The 18410-nt window shown below is 63.7% G+C and carries 16 protein-coding genes; 12 read left to right on the forward strand and 4 right to left on the reverse strand.

Going from position 1 to position 18410, the window contains the following annotated elements; translation table 11 throughout:
* The first annotated feature begins 12 nt into the window (after positions 1-12).
* The 3 genes from LVE68_RS16020 (at position 13) to LVE68_RS16030 (ending at position 2163) form a co-directional block, all read left to right on the forward strand.
* Positions 13-654 (forward strand): DUF4389 domain-containing protein, encoded by a 642-nt coding sequence (locus LVE68_RS16020; protein ID WP_232941443.1) that lies wholly within the window; start codon positions 13-15, stop codon positions 652-654.
* A gap of 57 nt (positions 655-711) precedes the next feature.
* Positions 712-1167, forward strand: coding sequence for a phosphohistidine phosphatase SixA (gene sixA / locus LVE68_RS16025; protein ID WP_232941444.1), 456 nt, complete (start codon positions 712-714; stop codon positions 1165-1167).
* 126 nt (positions 1168-1293) lie between these two features.
* Positions 1294-2163 carry an alpha/beta fold hydrolase gene (locus LVE68_RS16030; protein ID WP_232941445.1) on the forward strand — a complete coding sequence of 290 codons (870 nt, stop codon included), beginning with the start codon at positions 1294-1296 and terminating at the stop codon, positions 2161-2163.
* 532 nt (positions 2164-2695) lie between these two features.
* Here the strand turns inward: LVE68_RS16030 and LVE68_RS16035 are convergent.
* The gene (locus LVE68_RS16035) at positions 2696-3040 is read right to left on the reverse strand and encodes a 5-carboxymethyl-2-hydroxymuconate Delta-isomerase (protein ID WP_232941446.1); all 345 of its coding nucleotides are present in this window, start codon (positions 3038-3040) and stop codon (positions 2696-2698) included.
* Positions 3041-3172: 132 nt separating this feature from the next.
* Entirely contained in the window at positions 3173-3712 is a 540-nt protein-coding gene (gene folE, locus LVE68_RS16040) for a GTP cyclohydrolase I FolE (RefSeq protein ID WP_232941447.1), read from the reverse strand.
* A gap of 174 nt (positions 3713-3886) precedes the next feature.
* Here folE and prmB point away from each other — a divergent pair, with 174 nt between their 5' ends.
* Positions 3887-4810 carry a 50S ribosomal protein L3 N(5)-glutamine methyltransferase gene (prmB, locus tag LVE68_RS16045; protein ID WP_232941448.1) on the forward strand — a complete coding sequence of 308 codons (924 nt, stop codon included), beginning with the start codon at positions 3887-3889 and terminating at the stop codon, positions 4808-4810.
* Positions 4811-4946: 136 nt separating this feature from the next.
* Entirely contained in the window at positions 4947-6044 is a 1098-nt protein-coding gene (gene aroC / locus LVE68_RS16050; protein WP_232941449.1) for a chorismate synthase, read from the forward strand.
* Positions 6045-6122: 78 nt separating this feature from the next.
* On the opposite strand, the gene LVE68_RS16055 is transcribed toward aroC, so the two are convergent.
* Together LVE68_RS16055 and LVE68_RS16060 are read right to left on the reverse strand one after the other, a co-directional pair.
* Positions 6123-6860 carry a TIGR04219 family outer membrane beta-barrel protein gene (locus tag LVE68_RS16055; RefSeq protein WP_232941450.1) on the reverse strand — a complete coding sequence of 246 codons (738 nt, stop codon included), beginning with the start codon at positions 6858-6860 and terminating at the stop codon, positions 6123-6125.
* Positions 6861-6971: 111 nt separating this feature from the next.
* Complete coding sequence (locus LVE68_RS16060; RefSeq protein ID WP_232941451.1) at positions 6972-7859, reverse strand: LysR family transcriptional regulator; 888 nt, start codon at positions 7857-7859, stop codon at positions 6972-6974.
* A 157-nt stretch (positions 7860-8016) separates the two neighbouring features.
* Between LVE68_RS16060 and leuC the strand changes: the two genes are divergently transcribed.
* The 7 genes from leuC (at position 8017) to LVE68_RS16095 (ending at position 18330) form a co-directional block, all read left to right on the forward strand.
* The gene (gene leuC / locus LVE68_RS16065; RefSeq protein ID WP_232941452.1) at positions 8017-9456 is read left to right on the forward strand and encodes a 3-isopropylmalate dehydratase large subunit; all 1440 of its coding nucleotides are present in this window, start codon (positions 8017-8019) and stop codon (positions 9454-9456) included.
* A complete protein-coding gene (gene leuD, locus LVE68_RS16070; RefSeq protein ID WP_232941453.1) occupies positions 9456-10103 on the forward strand; it encodes a 3-isopropylmalate dehydratase small subunit in 648 nt (215 codons plus the stop codon). The genes leuC and leuD overlap by 1 nt, the downstream gene beginning before the upstream one ends.
* Positions 10104-10191: 88 nt before the next feature.
* The gene (gene leuB, locus LVE68_RS16075) at positions 10192-11265 is read left to right on the forward strand and encodes a 3-isopropylmalate dehydrogenase (protein WP_232941454.1); all 1074 of its coding nucleotides are present in this window, start codon (positions 10192-10194) and stop codon (positions 11263-11265) included.
* An 81-nt stretch (positions 11266-11346) separates the two neighbouring features.
* Entirely contained in the window at positions 11347-12462 is a 1116-nt protein-coding gene (gene asd, locus LVE68_RS16080; protein WP_232941455.1) for an aspartate-semialdehyde dehydrogenase, read from the forward strand.
* 133 nt (positions 12463-12595) lie between these two features.
* Entirely contained in the window at positions 12596-13885 is a 1290-nt protein-coding gene (locus LVE68_RS16085; protein ID WP_232941456.1) for a hypothetical protein, read from the forward strand.
* 122 nt (positions 13886-14007) lie between these two features.
* Positions 14008-15015, forward strand: a complete 1008-nt coding sequence (locus LVE68_RS16090; RefSeq protein ID WP_232941457.1) for an Asd/ArgC dimerization domain-containing protein — start codon at positions 14008-14010, stop codon at positions 15013-15015.
* A gap of 195 nt (positions 15016-15210) precedes the next feature.
* Positions 15211-18330 (forward strand): FimV/HubP family polar landmark protein, encoded by a 3120-nt coding sequence (locus LVE68_RS16095; protein ID WP_232941458.1) that lies wholly within the window; start codon positions 15211-15213, stop codon positions 18328-18330.
* The last annotated feature ends 80 nt before the right edge of the window (positions 18331-18410 follow it).

The raw sequence follows: 18410 nt of genomic DNA on the forward strand, positions 1-18410 counted from the left end.
GGCAAAGACAATATGGATAATGAAGAACTGAAAAAAAACATCACCTCCGGCAACCACTGGATGCGCCTGTTGTACATGGTGCTGTTCGTAGTGCTGCTGGAAATCGCCGGCTTCGTCATGCTGGCGGTGGTGATACTGCAGTTCCTGTTCTCGATTCTTTCCGGCGGCCCCAATGACAACCTGCGCCGCCTGGGGGACCAGATCGCGTCTTTCGTGTACCAGACCCTGCAATTCCTGGTGTACAACACCGAAGAGAAACCTTTCCCGTTTGCCGAGTGGCCCGAGTCCGACATCGAGGACCTGTCCGGCTATGAAAGTGCCGAGGAAGTAAACGGCGAAGTGGTCTCCGAAGACGATGAAGAGCCCCAGGGGCAGAGCGTGTACGATCCCATCTCCCTGGGTGCCGGGAAGGACGAGGGCGAAGACAAACCCGCCGCATCCACCAGCAAGGGGGCGGCCAAAAAGAGCGCCTCCGGCGGCACCGGCAAGGGCAGCTCCAGCAAAAGCAGTTCGTCGAAGTCCAGCTCTTCGAAGTCCAGCTCGACCAAGTCCAGTGGATCCGGCAGTTCCACCAAAAGCAGCGACAAGGCCGGCGCCGACAAGGGCAAGGAGCCGGAGAAGGAGACCGGGAAGGACGACGACAGCGACAAGTAGTCCGTAGCCATCCGGCGGGGCTCAGCCCCCGCCAGTGGCGAAACAGGGAGGTTCAGCGTGCAGCTACTGATATTGCGCCACGGCGAGGCCGAGCCGATGGTGGGCGAGGACAGTGAGCGCCAGCTTACCGATCGCGGCCGGGCACAGGTGGCCTGGATCTGCGACCGACGCGCCGAAGAGCTGGCGCAGGTGCGCGCCATCTGGGCCAGCCCGTTTGTGCGTACCCAGCAGACCGCGCAGATTGTCGCCGGCCGCCTGCGGCAGCCTGTGGACACCCAGCCCCTGCTGGTGGGCGATACCGATCCGCGGGAGGTGCTGGAAGCCCTGGGCCGCGCGGCACTCTTCCCGCTGCTGCTGGTGAGCCACCAGCCGCTGGTGGGCTCCCTGGTCAACGGCCTCTGCGGCAGTCCCGGGGCACATCCCATGGGCACCTCCAGCTTGGCCTGCCTGGAAGCCGAGGTCTGGGCCAACGGCTGCGCCGACCTGTCCTGGCTGCAGCACCCGCAGGTCTAGCCGGGACGCCGCACCATTCGTCCTGTCCCCGCGTCCACTCTCGACACCCATGCTGGCCCCGGAGGTCATTGCCGGTCCCGGTCGGGCCCGGCACTATCTGGTGCTGGTTTCTAACGATGTTGCCCCATGACTGAATCCCCGCGCGAAATCACCCTGGAATTCGATCACAAGACTATTGCCGCCCGACGCTGGGGCGATCCCGATGGCGTGCCGGTGCTGGCCCTGCATGGCTGGCTCGACAACTGTGCAAGCTTTGACCGGCTGGCGCCGCTGCTGGGCGGGATCGACCTGGTGGCGATCGATATGGCCGGCCACGGGCAGAGCTACCATCGCTCCCGGGATGCCAATTACAACATCTGGGAGGAAGTGGAAGACGTGATCGGGGTCAGTGAGGCACTCGGCTGGCGCCGGTTCTCCCTGCTCGGCCATTCGCGCGGGGCGGTATCTTCCATGCTCACCGCCGGCACTTTCCCCAACCGCGTGGAGCGGCTGGCCCTTGTGGATGGGCTGGTGCCGCCGCCGGCCAGGGCGGAGGAGGCACCGGAGAATCTTGCCCGTGCCATCGCCCAGCGCGCCCGTTATGGCGCCGTGCGACCGCGGCAGTTCACCAGCCTGGCCGAGGCCACCGAGGCGCGCCGCAACGGTATGTTCAAGTTGAGCCGGGAAGCTGCCCGCGCCATCGTCGAGCGTGGCACGCGCGCCAGTGCTGACGGTTTCACCTGGAGCAGTGACCCGCGCCTCAAGGCCACTTCCACCGGCAAGCTCACCAGCGACCAGGTGCGCGCTTTCCTGGAGAGTATCCAGCAAGCGGAGATTCCCGTGCGGCTGGTGCTGGCAATGGATGGTATCGAGGGGATGCCCGAGAGGATGCGGCCACTGCTACAGCAGTTTCCCAATATTGCCGTGCGCGAGATGCACGGCGGCCACCACCTGCATATGGAAGAGGGCGCGGAAGAAATCGCCGAGTGGTTCGGCCCCTTCCTGCGCGGCGAATGATCCCGCGCCTGTTCTGCCCCTGCGGTCCGTCCGGTTTTGCGATTCGGTAGGTTTGCTGAGGCTGCAGCGAGATAGTCCGTAGGGGCGAACCTTGTGTTCGCCCTCTCAAGCAAGGGGATTCCTTCCTGCCGTCCCGGGCGCACACAAGGTGCGCCCCTACGGTCCCGGCCGTTCGTCCGGCGTCACCATTTTTGTCATCCCGGATGCCGGCAAGGGGGATAGGGGATGATGTTTACACCGTGGGTGTCGTGGCGCCCGGGCGCATTCAGGGGCCGCCCTTAAATTTTTTCCTGTCGTCATTGCCACGAACTGTGTAGGGGCGCACCTTGTGTGCGCCCAGGGCTCGTCAGGATGCTTTTGCGTTGTCCGATCCGGTTTCGGGTTCTCGAGGTGGCCGGGGTTGGGCGAGGGGATGGGGGGCCACCCGGGCGCATACAAGGTGCGCCCCTACGGGCCTGGTTCGGGCAGGTACCCGTAGGAGCGGCCCCTGGCCGCGAGACCACAGGGTTGGATGGCTAGCAGGCGTCCCGGCTCAGAACGGCAGGCGCTTGGAATAGCAGCCCTGGTCCATCTCCCGCACCTCCACCGTGACCGCCGGCACACCGTCGGCGAACTGGCACAGGGCGTTGAAGACCGCGGAGCTGAGCTCTTCCCGCTCGCGCTCGCTGCGCCCATCCAGCAGGCGCACTTCCGCGTGGATAAAGCTGCCTCCCTTCTCCCCGGCGATAAAGTGCCGGTAGGGCAGCGCCCGGGTCTTGATGGTGTGGGGGGCGAACAGGCCGGAGCGGTTCATGGCCTCCTGCGCGGTGCTGACCAGTGCCGGGATGGAAATATGGTCTTCCAGCTTCTCAGCGTACTCGATCACCAGGTGGGGCATGGTTTCTCTCCGTGAATACTGGGGCCGCGCGATATCTCTGTGCGGCCCCCGTGGCACTCTTTACAGGTTCACTGCGCAGCGGTGAGCGCGACAGCTCCATCGCCGCGCTTCCCTGCGCCGCGTTAACGCATTTTAGCGAATCAGGGACAGGAATTCGGTCCGGGTGGCCTGCTGGCTGCGGAAGGAACCCAGCATGGCGGAGGTCTTCATTACCGAATTCTGTTTCTCCACGCCGCGCATCATCATGCACATATGCTTGGCCTCGATGATCACGCCGACGCCCGCCGCGCCGGTGACATCCTGGATGGTCTCGGCGATCTCCACGGTGAGCTGTTCCTGGATCTGCAGGCGCCGGGCGAACATATCGACGATGCGCGCCACCTTGGACAGGCCCAGCACCTTGCCGTTGGGGATATAGGCCACGTGTGCCTTGCCGATAAACGGCAGCAGGTGGTGCTCGCACAGGGAGTAGAGCTCGATATCCTTGACCAGTACCATCTCACTGCAGTCGGAGGGGAAGATGGCCTCGTTGACGATATCGTCCAGCGATTGCTGGTAGCCCTGGGTCAGGTATTGCATCGCCTTGGCGGCGCGCTTGGGGGTGTCCTTCAGGCCCGGGCGTTGCGGATCTTCGCCGATTGCCTCAATAATTCGCGCGTAGTGTTCGTTCATCTGGTCCAGTTCCAATATCTCAGCCCGAGGGGCGGGTGCGCTACCCTAAGCTTTTGTCATGTTTGAGTAAAGAACCGCCGGGCGGCCAGGGATGTTTTACTCTGCGCCAGGGCCAGTGGATCATTGCCGGGGCGTAATTCCGCCCCGGCCCAGTCAGTAAAAAGGATAGAGTGAATGATCGAGAAGCGTGAGGCCTCCCTGCACGAGCTGCAGACCCTGCTGGACTTTGTGCGTTGGGGCGCCAGCCGATTCGGGGAAGCCGGTCTCTGGTTCGGCCACGGCACCGACAATGCCTGGGACGAGGCCCTGCTGCTGGTGATGCATACGCTGCACCTGCCCATGGACAGCAAGCCCGAGGTGCTGCAGGCGCGGTTGGCCATGGAGGAGCGCCGTGAGGTGATGGCGATTCTCGAGCGGCGCGTGCAGGAGCGCCTGCCGGCCCCCTACCTGACCCATGAAGCGCATTTCTGCGGTATGACCTTCTATGTGGACAGCCGCGTACTGGTGCCGCGCTCGCCCATCGGCGAGCTGATCCGCAGTGGCTTCGAGCCCTGGCTGCAGGTCGAGCCGCTGGCGATCCTCGACCTGTGCTGCGGCAGTGGCTGTATTGGTATTGCCTGCGCCGATGCCTTCCCGGAGGCGCGGGTCGACCTCAGCGATATCTCTTCCGGCGCGGTGGAAGTGGCGCAGGTCAATATCAACCGCCACCAGCTGAACGAGCGCGTGCGCGCCGTGCAGTCTGACCTGTTCGACGGGCTGGAGGGCTGCAGTTATGAGCTGATCGTGTGCAACCCGCCGTATGTGGATGCCCGCGACCTGGCGGAGATGCCGGCGGAATACCGCGCTGAACCGGAGATTGCCCTGGGCTCCGGCGACGACGGGCTGGATTTCACCCGTCGCCTGTTGCTGGAGGCGGCCGACCACCTGCAGCCGGACGGGTTGCTGGTGTGCGAGGTGGGCAACAGCTGGGAGGCGCTGGAGCGGGCCTTCCCCGGGGTGCCGTTTATGTGGCCGGAGTTCGCCGATGGCGGCCATGGCGTGTTCGTCATCAGCCGCGAGGACCTGCTGGCCTACCGCCCTCAGTTCGAGGCCAGCTGAGCCGCAGGGGATTGCGCACCGGCACAAGTCGGCGCAATCCTCTATAATGCCCCGCCTTTGCCCGATAAATGCACGTGGAATGCCCGGGCACCGAACAAATCACTGAAGACTGAGCGGAAGTCACGGAAGCGAATCTATGTCCGGCAATACCTTTGGCAAGCTGTTTTGTGTCACCTCCTTTGGCGAGAGCCACGGCCCGGCGCTGGGCTGTATCGTCGACGGCTGCCCGCCGGGGCTGGAGATCAGTGCCGAGGAGATCCAGCTGGAGCTGGACCGCCGCAAGCCGGGCACTTCCCGCTATACCACCCAGCGCCGCGAGGCGGATGCGGTGAAGATCCTGTCCGGCGTGTTCGAGGGCAAGACCACCGGCACGCCCATCGGCCTGCTGATCGAGAATACCGACCAGCGTTCCAAGGACTACTCCAATATCTCCGAACAGGTGCGTCCCGCCCACGCGGATTACACCTACTGGCAGAAATACGGCATCCGCGACTATCGTGGTGGCGGGCGTTCCTCTGCCCGGGAAACCGCCATGCGGGTGGCCGCCGGTGCCATCGCCAAGAAATGGCTGCGCCAGCAGTACGGTATCGAGGTGCGGGGCTACCTGTCCCAGCTGGGCCCGATCCGGGTGGAGAAGCTGGACTGGGAACAGGTGGGACAGAATCCCTTCTTCTGCCCGGACGCCGACAAGGTGCCGGAAATGGAGGAGTACATGCAGGCGCTGATCAAGGAGGGCAATTCCATCGGGGCGCGCATCTCGGTGCACGCCAGCGGCGTGCCCGCCGGGTTGGGGGAGCCGATCTTTGATCGCCTGGACGCGGACCTGGCCCATGCCCTGATGAGCATCAATGCGGTCAAGGGGGTGGAGATCGGGGCCGGCTTCGACAGCGTGGAGCAGAAGGGCACCGAACACCGCGACGAGATCACCCCGGAGGGTTTCCTGTCCAACAACGCCGGCGGCGTGCTGGGTGGCATAACCAGCGGCCAGGACCTGGTGGCCCATATCGCCCTCAAGCCTACCTCCAGCCTGCGGATTCCGGGCAAGAGTATCGATACGCACGGCAACCCGATCGAGGTGGTGACCAAGGGCCGCCACGATCCCTGCGTGGGTATCCGCGCGACACCGATCGCCGAGGCCATGACGGCACTGGTGCTGATCGACCACGTACTGCGCCAGCGGGCCCAGAACGGGGATGTGAACCCCGGCGTGGTAACGGTGGGCAGCCAGGCGTAACCGGGCCCGAGAGCACAGACCATCGGGCACAAAAAAGGCGGCCAGTTGGCCGCCTTTTTTCGTTTGCCCGCTGCCCGGTTACAGGTGCAGGTTCAGGCCGATATAAGGCCCGCTGATATCCAGGTTGCTCTCCAGTTCGTCCAGCTCCTGCAGGTCCAGGGTCATGCTGCGGTAACCGCCTTCGACGGCAAAGTCCAGGGCCGGCGCGAAATCCCAGCGCACCTTGGCAGTGATGTCCGTGTGGGAGTCACCGTTGTAGCCAGTGGCATTGCCCTGGGCAATCACGGACCAGCCGCTGAACGGCAGGTCGAAGCGGGCCATGCCGTAGGCCATCGGCAGTACGCCGGACAGCTCGATGTTCTCGGACTGGAAGGCGCTGTCCAGCTGCAGCTCGCCGCTGTACTGGCGAGCAGTGAAGCCGATGTCCAGGTTCACCCAGTTGTCGAGGATTTCATAGTAAAGGGTGGCGTCGGTATGGGTCAGGTCGAGATTGGAGGAAACCTCGGTACCGGCGATGAAGGTTTCATCGCCAAACTCGACGAAGTCGCTCAACCGGGTTACGCCATCGGTCTCGATGCCGCTGTGGGACAGCATGATGTTGGGCACCAGGGGAATCGGGTGCTCCAGCGCCGCCTGCAGGAAGGTGACATTGTCCTCGGCCGGGCTGAATTCCTCGATATCGAAGTTGTCCTGGCCAACGTCGCCGCTGTAGGACGGCATCCACACGCCGGCAGTGGCGTCAAAGCCGAGGATGGTGTCGGCGCTGGCGGCGCCACTGGCTAGGGCCATGCAGATGGCCAGGCTGGTTTTTTTCATTGCTGCCTCCTTATTGGAATTGGCGCGCAGTTTACTATTTTTTTCCCCTTGCAAACGTGTCAAGGGCACATTTCTGGGCCAATCTGTGACCTTGCTCAATTTTTGCGCCGGTTATTCCTGCTTGTTCGTCGCGGCGGCCTGCAGCAACAGTTGCTGTAGCGCGCTGGCGGCATTGCTGAGGGTGCGTGCGCGATGGCTGATAACGCCCAGGTTGCGGAGGATATTCAGTTTGTCGACGGGTAGTACCGCCAGGCTGTCGTCCACCAGGGTCTGCGGCAGCACGCTCCAGCCCAGGCCGACACCGGCCATCATCTTGATGGTCTCGAGGAAATTGGTGGCCAGCTTGGCGGTCAGTTTCAGGCCCTGGGCGTCGAACTCGCGCTTGATCAGGCGGCCGGTGTAGGTGTTCAGATCCGGCAGGATGGCCGGGTAGCGGGCCAGGTCGGCCAGGTCCAGGGAGGGCAGTTGCGCCAGTGGATGCTCGGGCGCCGCCACCACCACGCAGGGGTCGGGCCAGATGACACGGGCTTCCAGGTTCGGGTATTCCTTCAGTGCCAGGGTGACCACCGCCAGCTCGTACTCGCCCGCCATCAGTGCCTCGTAGGCCTGCTCGGAATCGACAAAGTCGATATCCAGCGCCACGTCCGGGTAGCGGGTACTGAATGCCTTCAGAACCGGTGGCAGGTGGTGCAGCCCCACGTGGTGGCTGGTGGCGATACGCAGGCTGCCGGCCACCTCGCCACCCAGGGCCCGGAGTTCGCGTTCGGCATCACTGACCTCATTGAGGATATGCCGTGCCCGCGGCAGCAGCGCGCGGCCGGCATCGGTCAGCTGCAGTCGCCGCCCGATGCGGTCGAACAGGGGGGTGCCCAGTTGCTGCTCCAGGGCCGCCAGGCGCTTGGAAACGGCGGGTTGGGTCAGGTGCAGCTCTGCGGCGGCCTCGGACACCGAGCCCTGCTCGGCGATGCTCAGGAAGGCTTTCAGCCACTGGATTTCCAAATTGCTTGCTCCACTCGTTGTGAATATCGATATCCCGGGCCGCAATGGTGTTCCCCAGAATCATTCCATATGCGACTTGTTCTTATAATAAATATAAATTGATGTTATGTAACGCCCCGCCTAGACTGCGCCAATCACAAGAAGAGGAGAGACGGCCATGGCCGGGCAGACGCTTTACGACAAACTCTGGCAGGACCACCTGGTCAAGAGCCGCGAAGACGGCACCGCACTGATCTATATCGACCGCCACCTGATCCACGAGGTGACGTCCCCGCAGGCATTTGAAGGCCTGCGGCTCGCCGGTCGCGGTCTCTGGCGCAAGGACTCCCTGGTGGCGACACCGGACCACAATGTGCCCTCCCACGCGGGTGAGCGCGCCGGGGGTGTTGCCGGTATCCGCGATGAAGTGTCGCGCATCCAGGTGCAAACCCTGGACGAGAACTGCAACGACTTCGAGGTGGTCCAGTTCGGCATCAACGAGCCGGGCCAGGGCATCGTGCACGTTATCGGTCCGGAGACCGGTGCCACGCTGCCGGGCATGACCGTGGTCTGCGGTGACTCCCATACCTCCACCCACGGTGCCCTGGGCGCGCTGGCCCATGGCATCGGCACCTCCGAGGTGGAGCATGTGATGGCCACCCAGTGCCTGATCCAGAAGAAAATGAAGAACATGCTGGTGCGCGTGGACGGCGAGCTGGGCCCGGGTGTCACTGCGAAAGACGTGGTGCTGGCCATTATCGGCAAGATCGGCACTGCCGGTGGCACCGGCTATGCCATCGAGTTTGGCGGCTCGGCGATCCGGGGCCTGTCGATGGAAGGTCGTATGACCATCTGCAACATGGCCATCGAGGCCGGTGCCCGCGCCGGCATGGTGGCGGTGGACCAGGTCACCCTGGACTATGTAAAGGACAAGCCCTACGCACCGAAAGGCGAGCAGTGGGATCGGGCGGTGGAAAACTGGAGCCGCCTGCATTCCGATGACGATGCCGTTTTCGATGCCGTGGTGGAGCTGGCGGCGGAAGAGATCGAGCCGCAGGTAAGCTGGGGTACCTCGCCGGAAATGGTGGCTTCGGTGAATGCGCGGGTCCCGGACCCGGCTGTCGAGGCGGACCAGACTCGCCGCGCGGGTATCGAGCGTGCGCTGGAATACATGGGCCTCAGTGCCGGCCAGGCGATTGGCGATATCCAGCTCGACCGCGTGTTTATCGGCTCCTGCACCAACTCCCGTATCGAGGACCTGCGGGCGGCGGCGGCGGTGGCGAAGGGCCGTCGCAAAGCCGACAGCGTCAAGCAGGTGCTGATTGTCCCGGGATCCCAGGCGGTCAAGGCGCAGGCAGAGAAAGAGGGGCTGCACGAAGTGTTTACCGCAGCAGGTTTTGAATGGCGCGAGCCCTCCTGTTCCATGTGCCTGGCGATGAATGCCGACAAGTTGGGCGCGGGTGAGCACTGCGCCTCCACCTCCAACCGCAATTTCGAGGGGCGCCAGGGTTATGGTGGCCGGACCCACCTGGTGAGCCCGGCCATGGCCGCGGCGGCGGCGATTGCCGGCCACTTTGTCGATGTGCGTGAGTTTGTAGCTGTAGGGGAGACTGCCTGATGAAAGCCTTTACCCAACACCAGGGCCTGGTCGCCCCCATGGACCGCGCCAACGTGGACACTGACCTGATCATTCCCAAGCAGTTTCTCAAGTCGATCAAGCGCACCGGCTTCGGCCCCAACCTGTTTGACGAACTGCGTTACCTTGACGAGGGCGCGCCGGGACAGGACTGCTCGAAGCGGCCGCTGAACCCGGAATTCCCGCTCAACTTCGAGCGCTACCAGGGCGCCTCGGTGCTGCTGGCGCGCAAGAATTTCGGCTGTGGTTCCAGCCGCGAACACGCCCCCTGGGCACTGGATGATTACGGTTTCCGCGCGGTGATTGCGCCGAGCTTTGCCGATATCTTTTTCAACAACTGCTTCAAGAACGGCCTGTTGCCGATCGTGCTGGATGAAGCGGTGGTGGAGCAGCTGTTCGAGGAAATGTACGCGCAGGAAGGCTACGCGCTGACCATCGACCTGGAAAAGCAGCAGGTGGTAAAGCCCGACGGCAGCGCCATCCCGTTCGAGGTGGATGAGTTTCGCAAGCACTGCCTGCTGAACGGCCTCGACGATATCGGCCTGACGCTGGAAGATGCGGATGCAATCCGCGCCTACGAGAAGAAGCGCCGCGAGCAGGCGCCGTGGCTGTTTGACGCAGTGAAGTAAAATCTTAAACCGCCGGGCCGGCCGCGGTCGGAATGGCGAGGGAAAAGGGATGCCGCCGATGGTATCCCACACAAGAAAAGGCAGATTCGTGAGCAAGAACATCATGATCCTCCCGGGCGACGGTATCGGCCCGGAAATCACCGAACAGGCGGTGGCGGTGCTGGAAGCCGCAGACAAGAAATTCGGCCTGGGCCTGAACTTCAAGCAGGGCAAGATCGGCGGTGCCGCCATCGATGAATCCGGTGAGCCGCTCACCGACGCCACCCTGGACGAGGCCGGCGCGTGCGACGCTGTGCTGCTGGGTGCAGTGGGTGGACCCAAGTGGGATACCCTGGACCGCGAGATCCGCCCGGAAAAAGGCCTGCTGAAGATCCGCAGCCGCCTGGGCCTGTACGCCAACCTGCGCCCGGCCATCCTGTACCCGCAGCTGGCCGAGGCCTCGTCGCTGAAGCCGGAAGTGGTGTCCGGGCTGGATATCCTGATCGTGCGCGAACTGACCGGGGGTATCTATTTCGGTGAGCCGCGGGGTATTCGCCTGCTCGCGAACGGCGAGCAGCAGGGCTATAACACCTACGTCTACAGCGAGTCGGAAATCGAGCGCATCGGCCGCACCGCCTTCGAGGCGGCTCAGAAGCGCGGCGGCAAGCTCTGTTCAGTGGACAAGGCCAATGTGCTGGAAGTGACCGTGCTTTGGCGCGAGGTGATGGACCGGCTGGCGCCGGAGTACCCGGACGTGGAACTGACCCATATGTATGTCGACAATGCGGCCATGCAGCTGGTGCGTGCGCCCAAGCAGTTCGACGTGATGGTGACCGGCAATATGTTCGGTGACATCCTCTCGGATGCGGCGGCCATGCTTACCGGCTCCATCGGCATGCTGCCGTCGGCGTCCCTGAACGAGACCGGCTTCGGTCTCTACGAACCCTGCCACGGCTCGGCACCGGATATTGCCGGCCAGGGCATTGCCAACCCGCTGGCGACTATCCTGTCAGCGGCAATGATGCTGCGTTACTCGCTCGGAATGGGCGAGGCCGCAGACGCGATCGAACAGGCCGTGAGCAAGGTACTCGACGACGGACTGCGCACCGCTGATATCTACACTGAGGGAAGCAGGAAGGTATCCACCGCGGAAATGGGCGCAGCAGTGGTGGCCGCTTTCTAATTTCAATAACAAGGTCAATCCATCTTTACAGGAGCCTGGTCGCAGGCGAACCGGACACACAGGAATTACAGGATTATTGAAATGAAAAAAGTAGGTTTTATTGGCTGGCGCGGTATGGTCGGCTCCGTCCTTATGGGCCGTATGCTGGAAGAGAACGATTTCACCCATATCGCCGAGCCGGTATTTTTCTCCACCTCCAATGCCGGCGGCAAGGCGCCAAACATCGGTCGCGAAGTGGCCCCTCTGGGTGACGCCTTTGATATCGACGCGCTGGCGGAGCTGGATGCGATCGTCAGCTGCCAGGGCGGTGACTACACCAAGAAGGTCTACCCGCAGCTGCGTGACAAGGGCTGGGACGGTTACTGGATCGACGCCGCCTCCAGCCTGCGCATGGACGACGACGCCCTGATCGTACTGGACCCGGTGAACCGCGGCGTTATCGACCGCGGTATCGACGCAGGTGTAAAGAATTATATCGGCGGCAACTGCACTGTCAGCCTGATGCTGATGGGCCTCGGCGGCCTGTTCAGGGAAGGCCTGGTGGAGTGGGTTTCCGCCCAGACCTACCAGGCTGCCAGTGGCTCCGGCGCGAAGCACATGCGCGAGCTGATCTCCCAGATGGGGGCCATCCGCGACGGCGTTGCCAGCGAGCTGGCGGACCCGGCCAGCGCCATCCTGGAAATTGACCGCAAGGTGGCCGAGAGCATGCGTTCCAGCGCATTCCCCACCGCCGAGTTCGGCGCGCCGCTGGCGGGCAGCCTGCTGCCGTGGATCGATACGCAGATGGAGAGCGGCCAGAGCCGCGAGGAGTGGAAAGCCCAGGTCGAGGCCAACAAGATCCTCGGTACCGACAGCCCCGTGCCGGTGGACGGTACCTGCGTGCGTATCGGTTCCATGCGCTGCCACAGCCAGGCCTTCACCGTGAAGCTGAAGAAAGATGTTCCCATGGGCGACATCGAGCAGCTGATCGGCGGCGCCAATGACTGGGTCAATGTGGTACCCAATGAGCGCGAGGCTACCCTGGAGCAGCTGACCCCGACCGCGGTGACCGGCAAGCTGGATATCCCGGTGGGCCGCCTGCGCAAGCTGAGTATGGGTCCCGAGTACCTGAACGCCTTTACCGTGGGTGACCAGCTGCTGTGGGGCGCCGCCGAGCCGCTGCGCCGCGTGCTGCTGATCCTGTTGGGTAAGCTGTAAACAACCACTGCGCCACCCGCCCGGGTGGCCAGTGATCCCGAAGGGTCGCCGTGGCATTTGACTGCCGCTGCGGCCCTTCGTAGTTTTAGGGGGAGCGCGCTGGCAATGGCGCTTGCTACCAGGAGAATCCCCAATGAAACGCGTTGCCAGGCTTGTCGCTTACTCCCTCGCAGTCATCTGTGCGATTTATGGCGCATTGATCGTCGTCAATTTACGCGATGTGCCGCCGGGGCCAGAGGCTGAGCGACTGCGTGCGCTGTTGGATGAGCGGCCGGAGATCGCCGATGCAGACAATGCGTTTGTGTTTGCCAGTGGTTTCGAGATAGCCCGCGGTTACTCACCGGTAGAATGGGGGCGCAAGCGGCTCAACTGGATTGCCGCCGCGGGCGAAAGAGGTGCCGCGGGTCCGGACCACCCACCCGGGGAGTATTATTCCCGGTCCCGTGATCGCGCTGCGGCCCACGCCGAGATTGCCCAGAGCCATATGGCGGCGATGACATCGCCGGATAGCGAGCTCGCCAGCTGGATAGACTCGGAGCGCTGGCTCCTGGAGCGCTACCGGTTGCTGGTGGCATTACCTGCATGGCGGGGGGTGGTGCCCGAGAATGCATCGATCCCGTTCGTGCCGTTCCAGTCGATCATGGACGGACAGAAAATGCTGATGTCGGAGGCCCGCTTGGCTGCCGGCCGGGGCGATGCCGCGCGGGTACGGGCCATGCTGCAGCAGGACCTTCGTTTCTGGCGTTTGCTGTTGGGCGAATCGGACCTGCTGATTACCAAGATGATCGCCGCCGCTGCGATCCGCCGGCATTTTGAGTCCGGGAACGTGGTGCTGGCACGCCTGGCCCGGGCCGGTGGGGCTGGCGGTGAGGGGGTTCCCGAAAGCTGGCGTGACCCGTTCGGCGACAGTGAACTTTCCATGTCGCGGGTGATGGCTGGCGAGTGGCGGTATGGATCAAACTTGATCACATTGATGCTCAGTGAGCGGGACCTGGCGGATCCCCTGAAGTTACTTGCCCGCCCACTGTTCCAGGTGCAGGACTCGATGAATCGCCATGCGCGGAAGGTGGTGGCCTGGATCGATTACCTGGATGTCCCCCTGTCCCAGTTACCGGGGCGGGTGGCGGCAGGGCCGCTGGAATTGGCAGGGGACGATGGCCTCCGGGCCTATAACCTGACGGGCTGGCTGCTCGAGCATGACTGGGGCTACCCCAACTACACCGATTACCGGGTTCGCGTCGCGGACCTGGAGGGTGCGCGGCGTGCGGTACTCCGGGCGACCTACCTGCGTGATGGCAATGCTGTCCGGGTACCGGGGCTGCGTGACCCCTACACCGGTGCCGCATTGACCGAGGCCGGGGGAGCGGTGGAGTTCGTTGGCCTGGCAGGGGGAGACCGGGGCCGGTTCCGCTTTCCTATCTGAGTCATCCTGTATCCGCGGGCCGCCAGGGATTGCATCGCCGGACCTGCTTCACTGGTCACAGAAAAGCCAATCGGTATAATCGCGGCCTCTCTCAGTGCAATCCATTTCTGGAAGTAAATCCAATGTCCGAGCAAGCCGCAGAAACCGACCGCGAACTGGTAATCGTCGGGGTGGATAACGCCGCCTTCTCTCCACTGCTGGAAATCCTCGAGGAACGCAAGACGGTGCTGCCCGAGCAGCTGCGCCTGCTCGACGAGGAGGACAGCGAGGTGGATCCGCAGGTTTTCGCCAACCGCAACATCACCGTACAGTCGCTGGAGCAGTTTGCCTTCGGCCCGCAGCAGGTGGTGCTGCTGCTCAAGGGCGGTGCCGCCGGGCAGGCGGCGCTGGCTGCGGCAGAAGACGCCGGGGCCTGGGTGCTGGATGCCTCCGACAATACCCGCGGCGACGAGAGTGTGGCGGTGGTGCACCCGCTGCTCAATGCCAATGCCATTGCCGGCGCGGAACGCCATGTACTGGCGCTGCCGGCCGCCGGCGCGGCCATGGTGGCCGAGGCACTGCTGCCACTGCGGGATCGTGTACAGGCGGTGGAAGTACAGCTCAACCAGCCGGTGTCCGCGCTGGGCAAGGCGGCGGTCGATTCCATGGCGGCGCAGACCGCTCGCATGTTCAACGCGCAGGATGTGGAGATTGATCCGGAAGTCGGCCAGCGGCTGGCGTTCAACCAGCTGAGTTCCAGCGATGCCCTGCTGGAAAGTGGCCACAGCCTGCGGGAGCTGGCGCTGGTACACGACCTGCGGCGCCTGCTGGGTGAGGATATTGCGGTGGATGCCTGTATCAATACCGCATCGGTTTTCCACGGGCAGCTGGCCAACCTGCGGGTGGTGCTGAAGGAAGAGGCGGACCTGGACCAGCTGCGTGCGCTGCTGCGCAACGGCACCGGCCTGAAACTGGAGGAGCGGCCCTCGGCACAGGATTCCGTCGGCGGTGATATCACCCTGGTGGGACGGCTGCGGCAGAGCCTGCTCAGCCGGCGGCAGATTAATTTTTGTGCAGCATCCGACAATTTGCGCAAAGACCTGGCAATCAATTGTGTACAGATTGTCCAGTTGTTGCTAAAAAACCACTGATATTTAATACTTAGCCGTTATAGTGAAGGTGTATTCTCAACATTGCTTTGCTTGGGGGTGGCGATTTAATCGCCAGCGGTGAGAGGCAGTCGAAGCGGCAGCCGCTTCATTGGATATTTACTGTACAGTAAACCGGCGTCGAGCGGAATTTACCCGCTGGCGGGCCGGTGATTCTAACAATAAAGGGAATCGGATATGCGTGTGCGAAAGCTGGCGCTTGCTGTGGGTATGGTCAGCGCACTGAGTGGCAACGCGGCTCTGGCGCTCGGCCTGGGTGAAATCAAACTGAATTCGACGCTCAATGAGCCTCTCGAAGCGCAGATTGCACTACTGCAGACTCGCGGTCTCGCCGATGGCGAGATCAAGGTACGCCTGGCCAACCCCGATGATTTCGAGCGGGCCGGCGTCGACCGCACTTACCTGCTTACCGATCTCAAGTTCGAAGTCGATCACTCCGGTGGCCAACCGGTAATCCGGGTTTCCAGTAACCGCCCGATTCGCGAACCCTTCCTGAACTTCCTGGTGGAAACCCGCTGGCCCAGCGGCAGGCTGCTGCGGGAGTACACACTGCTGATGGACCTGCCGGCTTTCTCCAGCAGCGCCGCACAACAACCCGTGCGCGCCGCCGAGCGCGAGCGCCAGCAGGTGCGTCGCCAGCCCGCAGCCCCGCAACCCGCGCCCGCACCACAGCAGCGTCCCCGGGTTGAGGAGCAGGCCCCGCGGCCGACCCGCGAGGCCCCAGCGGAGCCCCGTCCCGAGCCTGAGCCCCAGTCCCAGCCCCAGCAGCCTGCGGCCGAGGAGCCGATGGAGCTCGAGCGGCAGTCGAGCGGTGCTGAGACCGGCGGCAGCCAGGTTTACGGCCCGGTGGCCGCCAACCAGACCCTGTGGGAAATCGCCCGTGATTCCCGCACCCATGGCGATGTCTCGGTGCAGCAGACCATGCTGGCAATCCAGCGCCTCAATCCAGAAGCGTTTATCGATGGCAATATCAACCTGCTGAAAAAAGGCGCGGTCCTGCGGTTGCCGGAAGTGGCTGAAGTGCGCGCGGTCTCCCGCGGTGACGCAGTGTCGCAGGTGGCATCGCAGAACGATGCCTGGCGCCAGCGTATCGGTGCTGCCGAAGAGGCCACCGGCGCACCGCTGGACGCGCGTGCGGCGAGCGATGATGCCGGTAGCAGCGACACCGTCGAGGGTCGCGTGAGCCTGGCCGCGCCGGGTGACAACGAGTCTGTGCAGTCCGGTTCCGGCAGCGGCGCCGAAGACAGTGCGGCACTGCAGGGTGAACTCGCGGTCAGCGAGGAAGAGCTGGACAAGTCCCAGCTCGAAAATGAAGAACTGAAAGAGCGCATCTCCGAGCTCGACGAGCAGATCGACACCATGGAACGCCTGGTGGAGGTCTCCAACGAGGAGATGGCTGCGGTGCAGGCCGCCGCCGGGGAGTCCGCTGGGGACGCTACTGCGGCGACGGAGCCTGATGGTGTAGAGGCTACCGGTGAGGAGCTGGCAGCCGGGGAAACCACAGGTGACGTTGCCGCCAGCGAGGCCGGGGAAACCGAAGCCGAGCCGGAGGAGGCCGCGCAACCGGAGGATGCCCGCAATCGCGTGGTCAGCGTGCAGACCAAGCCGGAGCCGACCCTGGTTGAGCGCCTGATGGAAAACATCCAGCTGATCGGTATCGGTGCCGGCGTTCTCCTGCTGGGTATCGTCGGTTTCGTCAGCTGGCGTCGCCGCAAGGAAGAAGAGGAGGCCATGCGCCAGGTGGAGGCGGAGATGGCGGCCGAGCGCTCCCTCGCCGACGCACCGGAAATCGACGAGAAAGATGAAAGCCTGGCCGCGGTGGAGTCCTTCGAGACCCAGGATAACTTCGACATGGACCAGTTCGACGATGTCGATACCGGTGATCCCGTGTCCGAGGCCGAGATCCACCTGTCACTGGGCCAGTACGGCGATGCCGAGGGCAAGCTGGTGGCGGGCCTGCAGCAGGACCCGAACAATGTCGATGCCCGCCTGATGCTGCTGGAGGTCTACGCGCACCAGCAGGATATCGGCAAATTTGACGATCACTACCGCCAGCTGTTGAGCGTCAGCGATGGCCCCGCCGCCGACCGTGCCGCGCGCCTGCGTGAGAGCATCGACGGCGCCGGCCCCTTCGAGGGGCCCGAGGATGGCTTTACCAGTGAGTCCCTGGAAGCGATGCAGCTCGACGATATGAGCTCCTCATTCGACGGCGACTTCAACAGTGACTTTGGCAGCGCCGAAAGCTCCGGCGGCCAGGAGTCTGGCGGCAGCGACCTGCTGGACGACCTGACCATGGATCTGGGCGATGACAGTGATTTCGCCAGCGGGCCCGATGCCGGCGGCGACGAGGACTTCTCCCTCGACCTGGATCTGGGCGACGACTTCAGCAGTGACAAGGCTGGCAGTGGTGCAGGTGAGAGCGACGATAGCTTTGATTTCGACGACCTGATGTCGGCGGACCTGGGTTCCGGCGATGCCGGGCAGGATGCACCGGCTGAACAGGAATCCCTGGATTCCCTGTCGCTCGACCTGGACGATGATTTCAGCAGTGCCGATACCACTGCCGGCAGCGATGAATTTGGCAGCGCCGAAATCGCCGGGCAGGACGCGGGCCAGGAAGACGGTGGCCTGGATTTCGACCTCGACCTGTCCCCGATGGAGGAGAGCGAGGAAGCCGGTTCAGGTGACCTGGAGTTTGGCTCCACCTCCTCTGGCGCACCTGCGGCAGGCGATACTGCGGGTGACGATTTCGGAACCCTGGAGTTCGAGAGCCCCTCCACCGACACTGCAAGTGCGGACACAGGTGCTGACCTGTCCACCGAATCCGCTGCTGCCGACGACCTGTCCCTGGACGACCTGGAGGGGTTCGGTGACGACATGGGTTCCGGCCTGGACCTGGACTCCATCGACCTGGACGAGTTTGATGGCGAGCTCTCCGCCGGCGCCGACACTGCGGCGAGTGCGGGCAGTGAAGCTGCAAGCACTGGGGAAGCCTCTACACTCGCATTGGAGCCGGAAGTCGAGACGGCCGGCAGCGGTGCAGCTGCGTCCGCTGCGGGTGCTGAAAGCGGCAGTGCCGGATTCGGCGACCTGAATTTCGACCTGGAAGGCGACCTGGACTCGGAACTCAACCTGCTGGAAGGCAGTGACGAGCTGAGCACCAAGCTGGAGCTGGCCCAGGCGTATGTCGACATGGGCGACAAGGATGGTGCCAGGGATATCCTCGCAGAGGTGGCCGAGGAGGGCGGTGACGAGTACAAGTCGCGGGCCCGCGAGATGCTGGAGCGCCTCTCTTAAGCCGCTGCCAGCGAGGCAAAACCCCGCACTGGCTGCGGGGTTTTTTTATGGCATTTTTTTACCGATTGCAGGCCAGAGCC

It is taken from the genome of Microbulbifer sp. YPW16 (assembly GCF_021290385.1).
GTDB lineage: Bacteria > Pseudomonadota > Gammaproteobacteria > Pseudomonadales > Cellvibrionaceae > Microbulbifer > Microbulbifer zhoushanensis.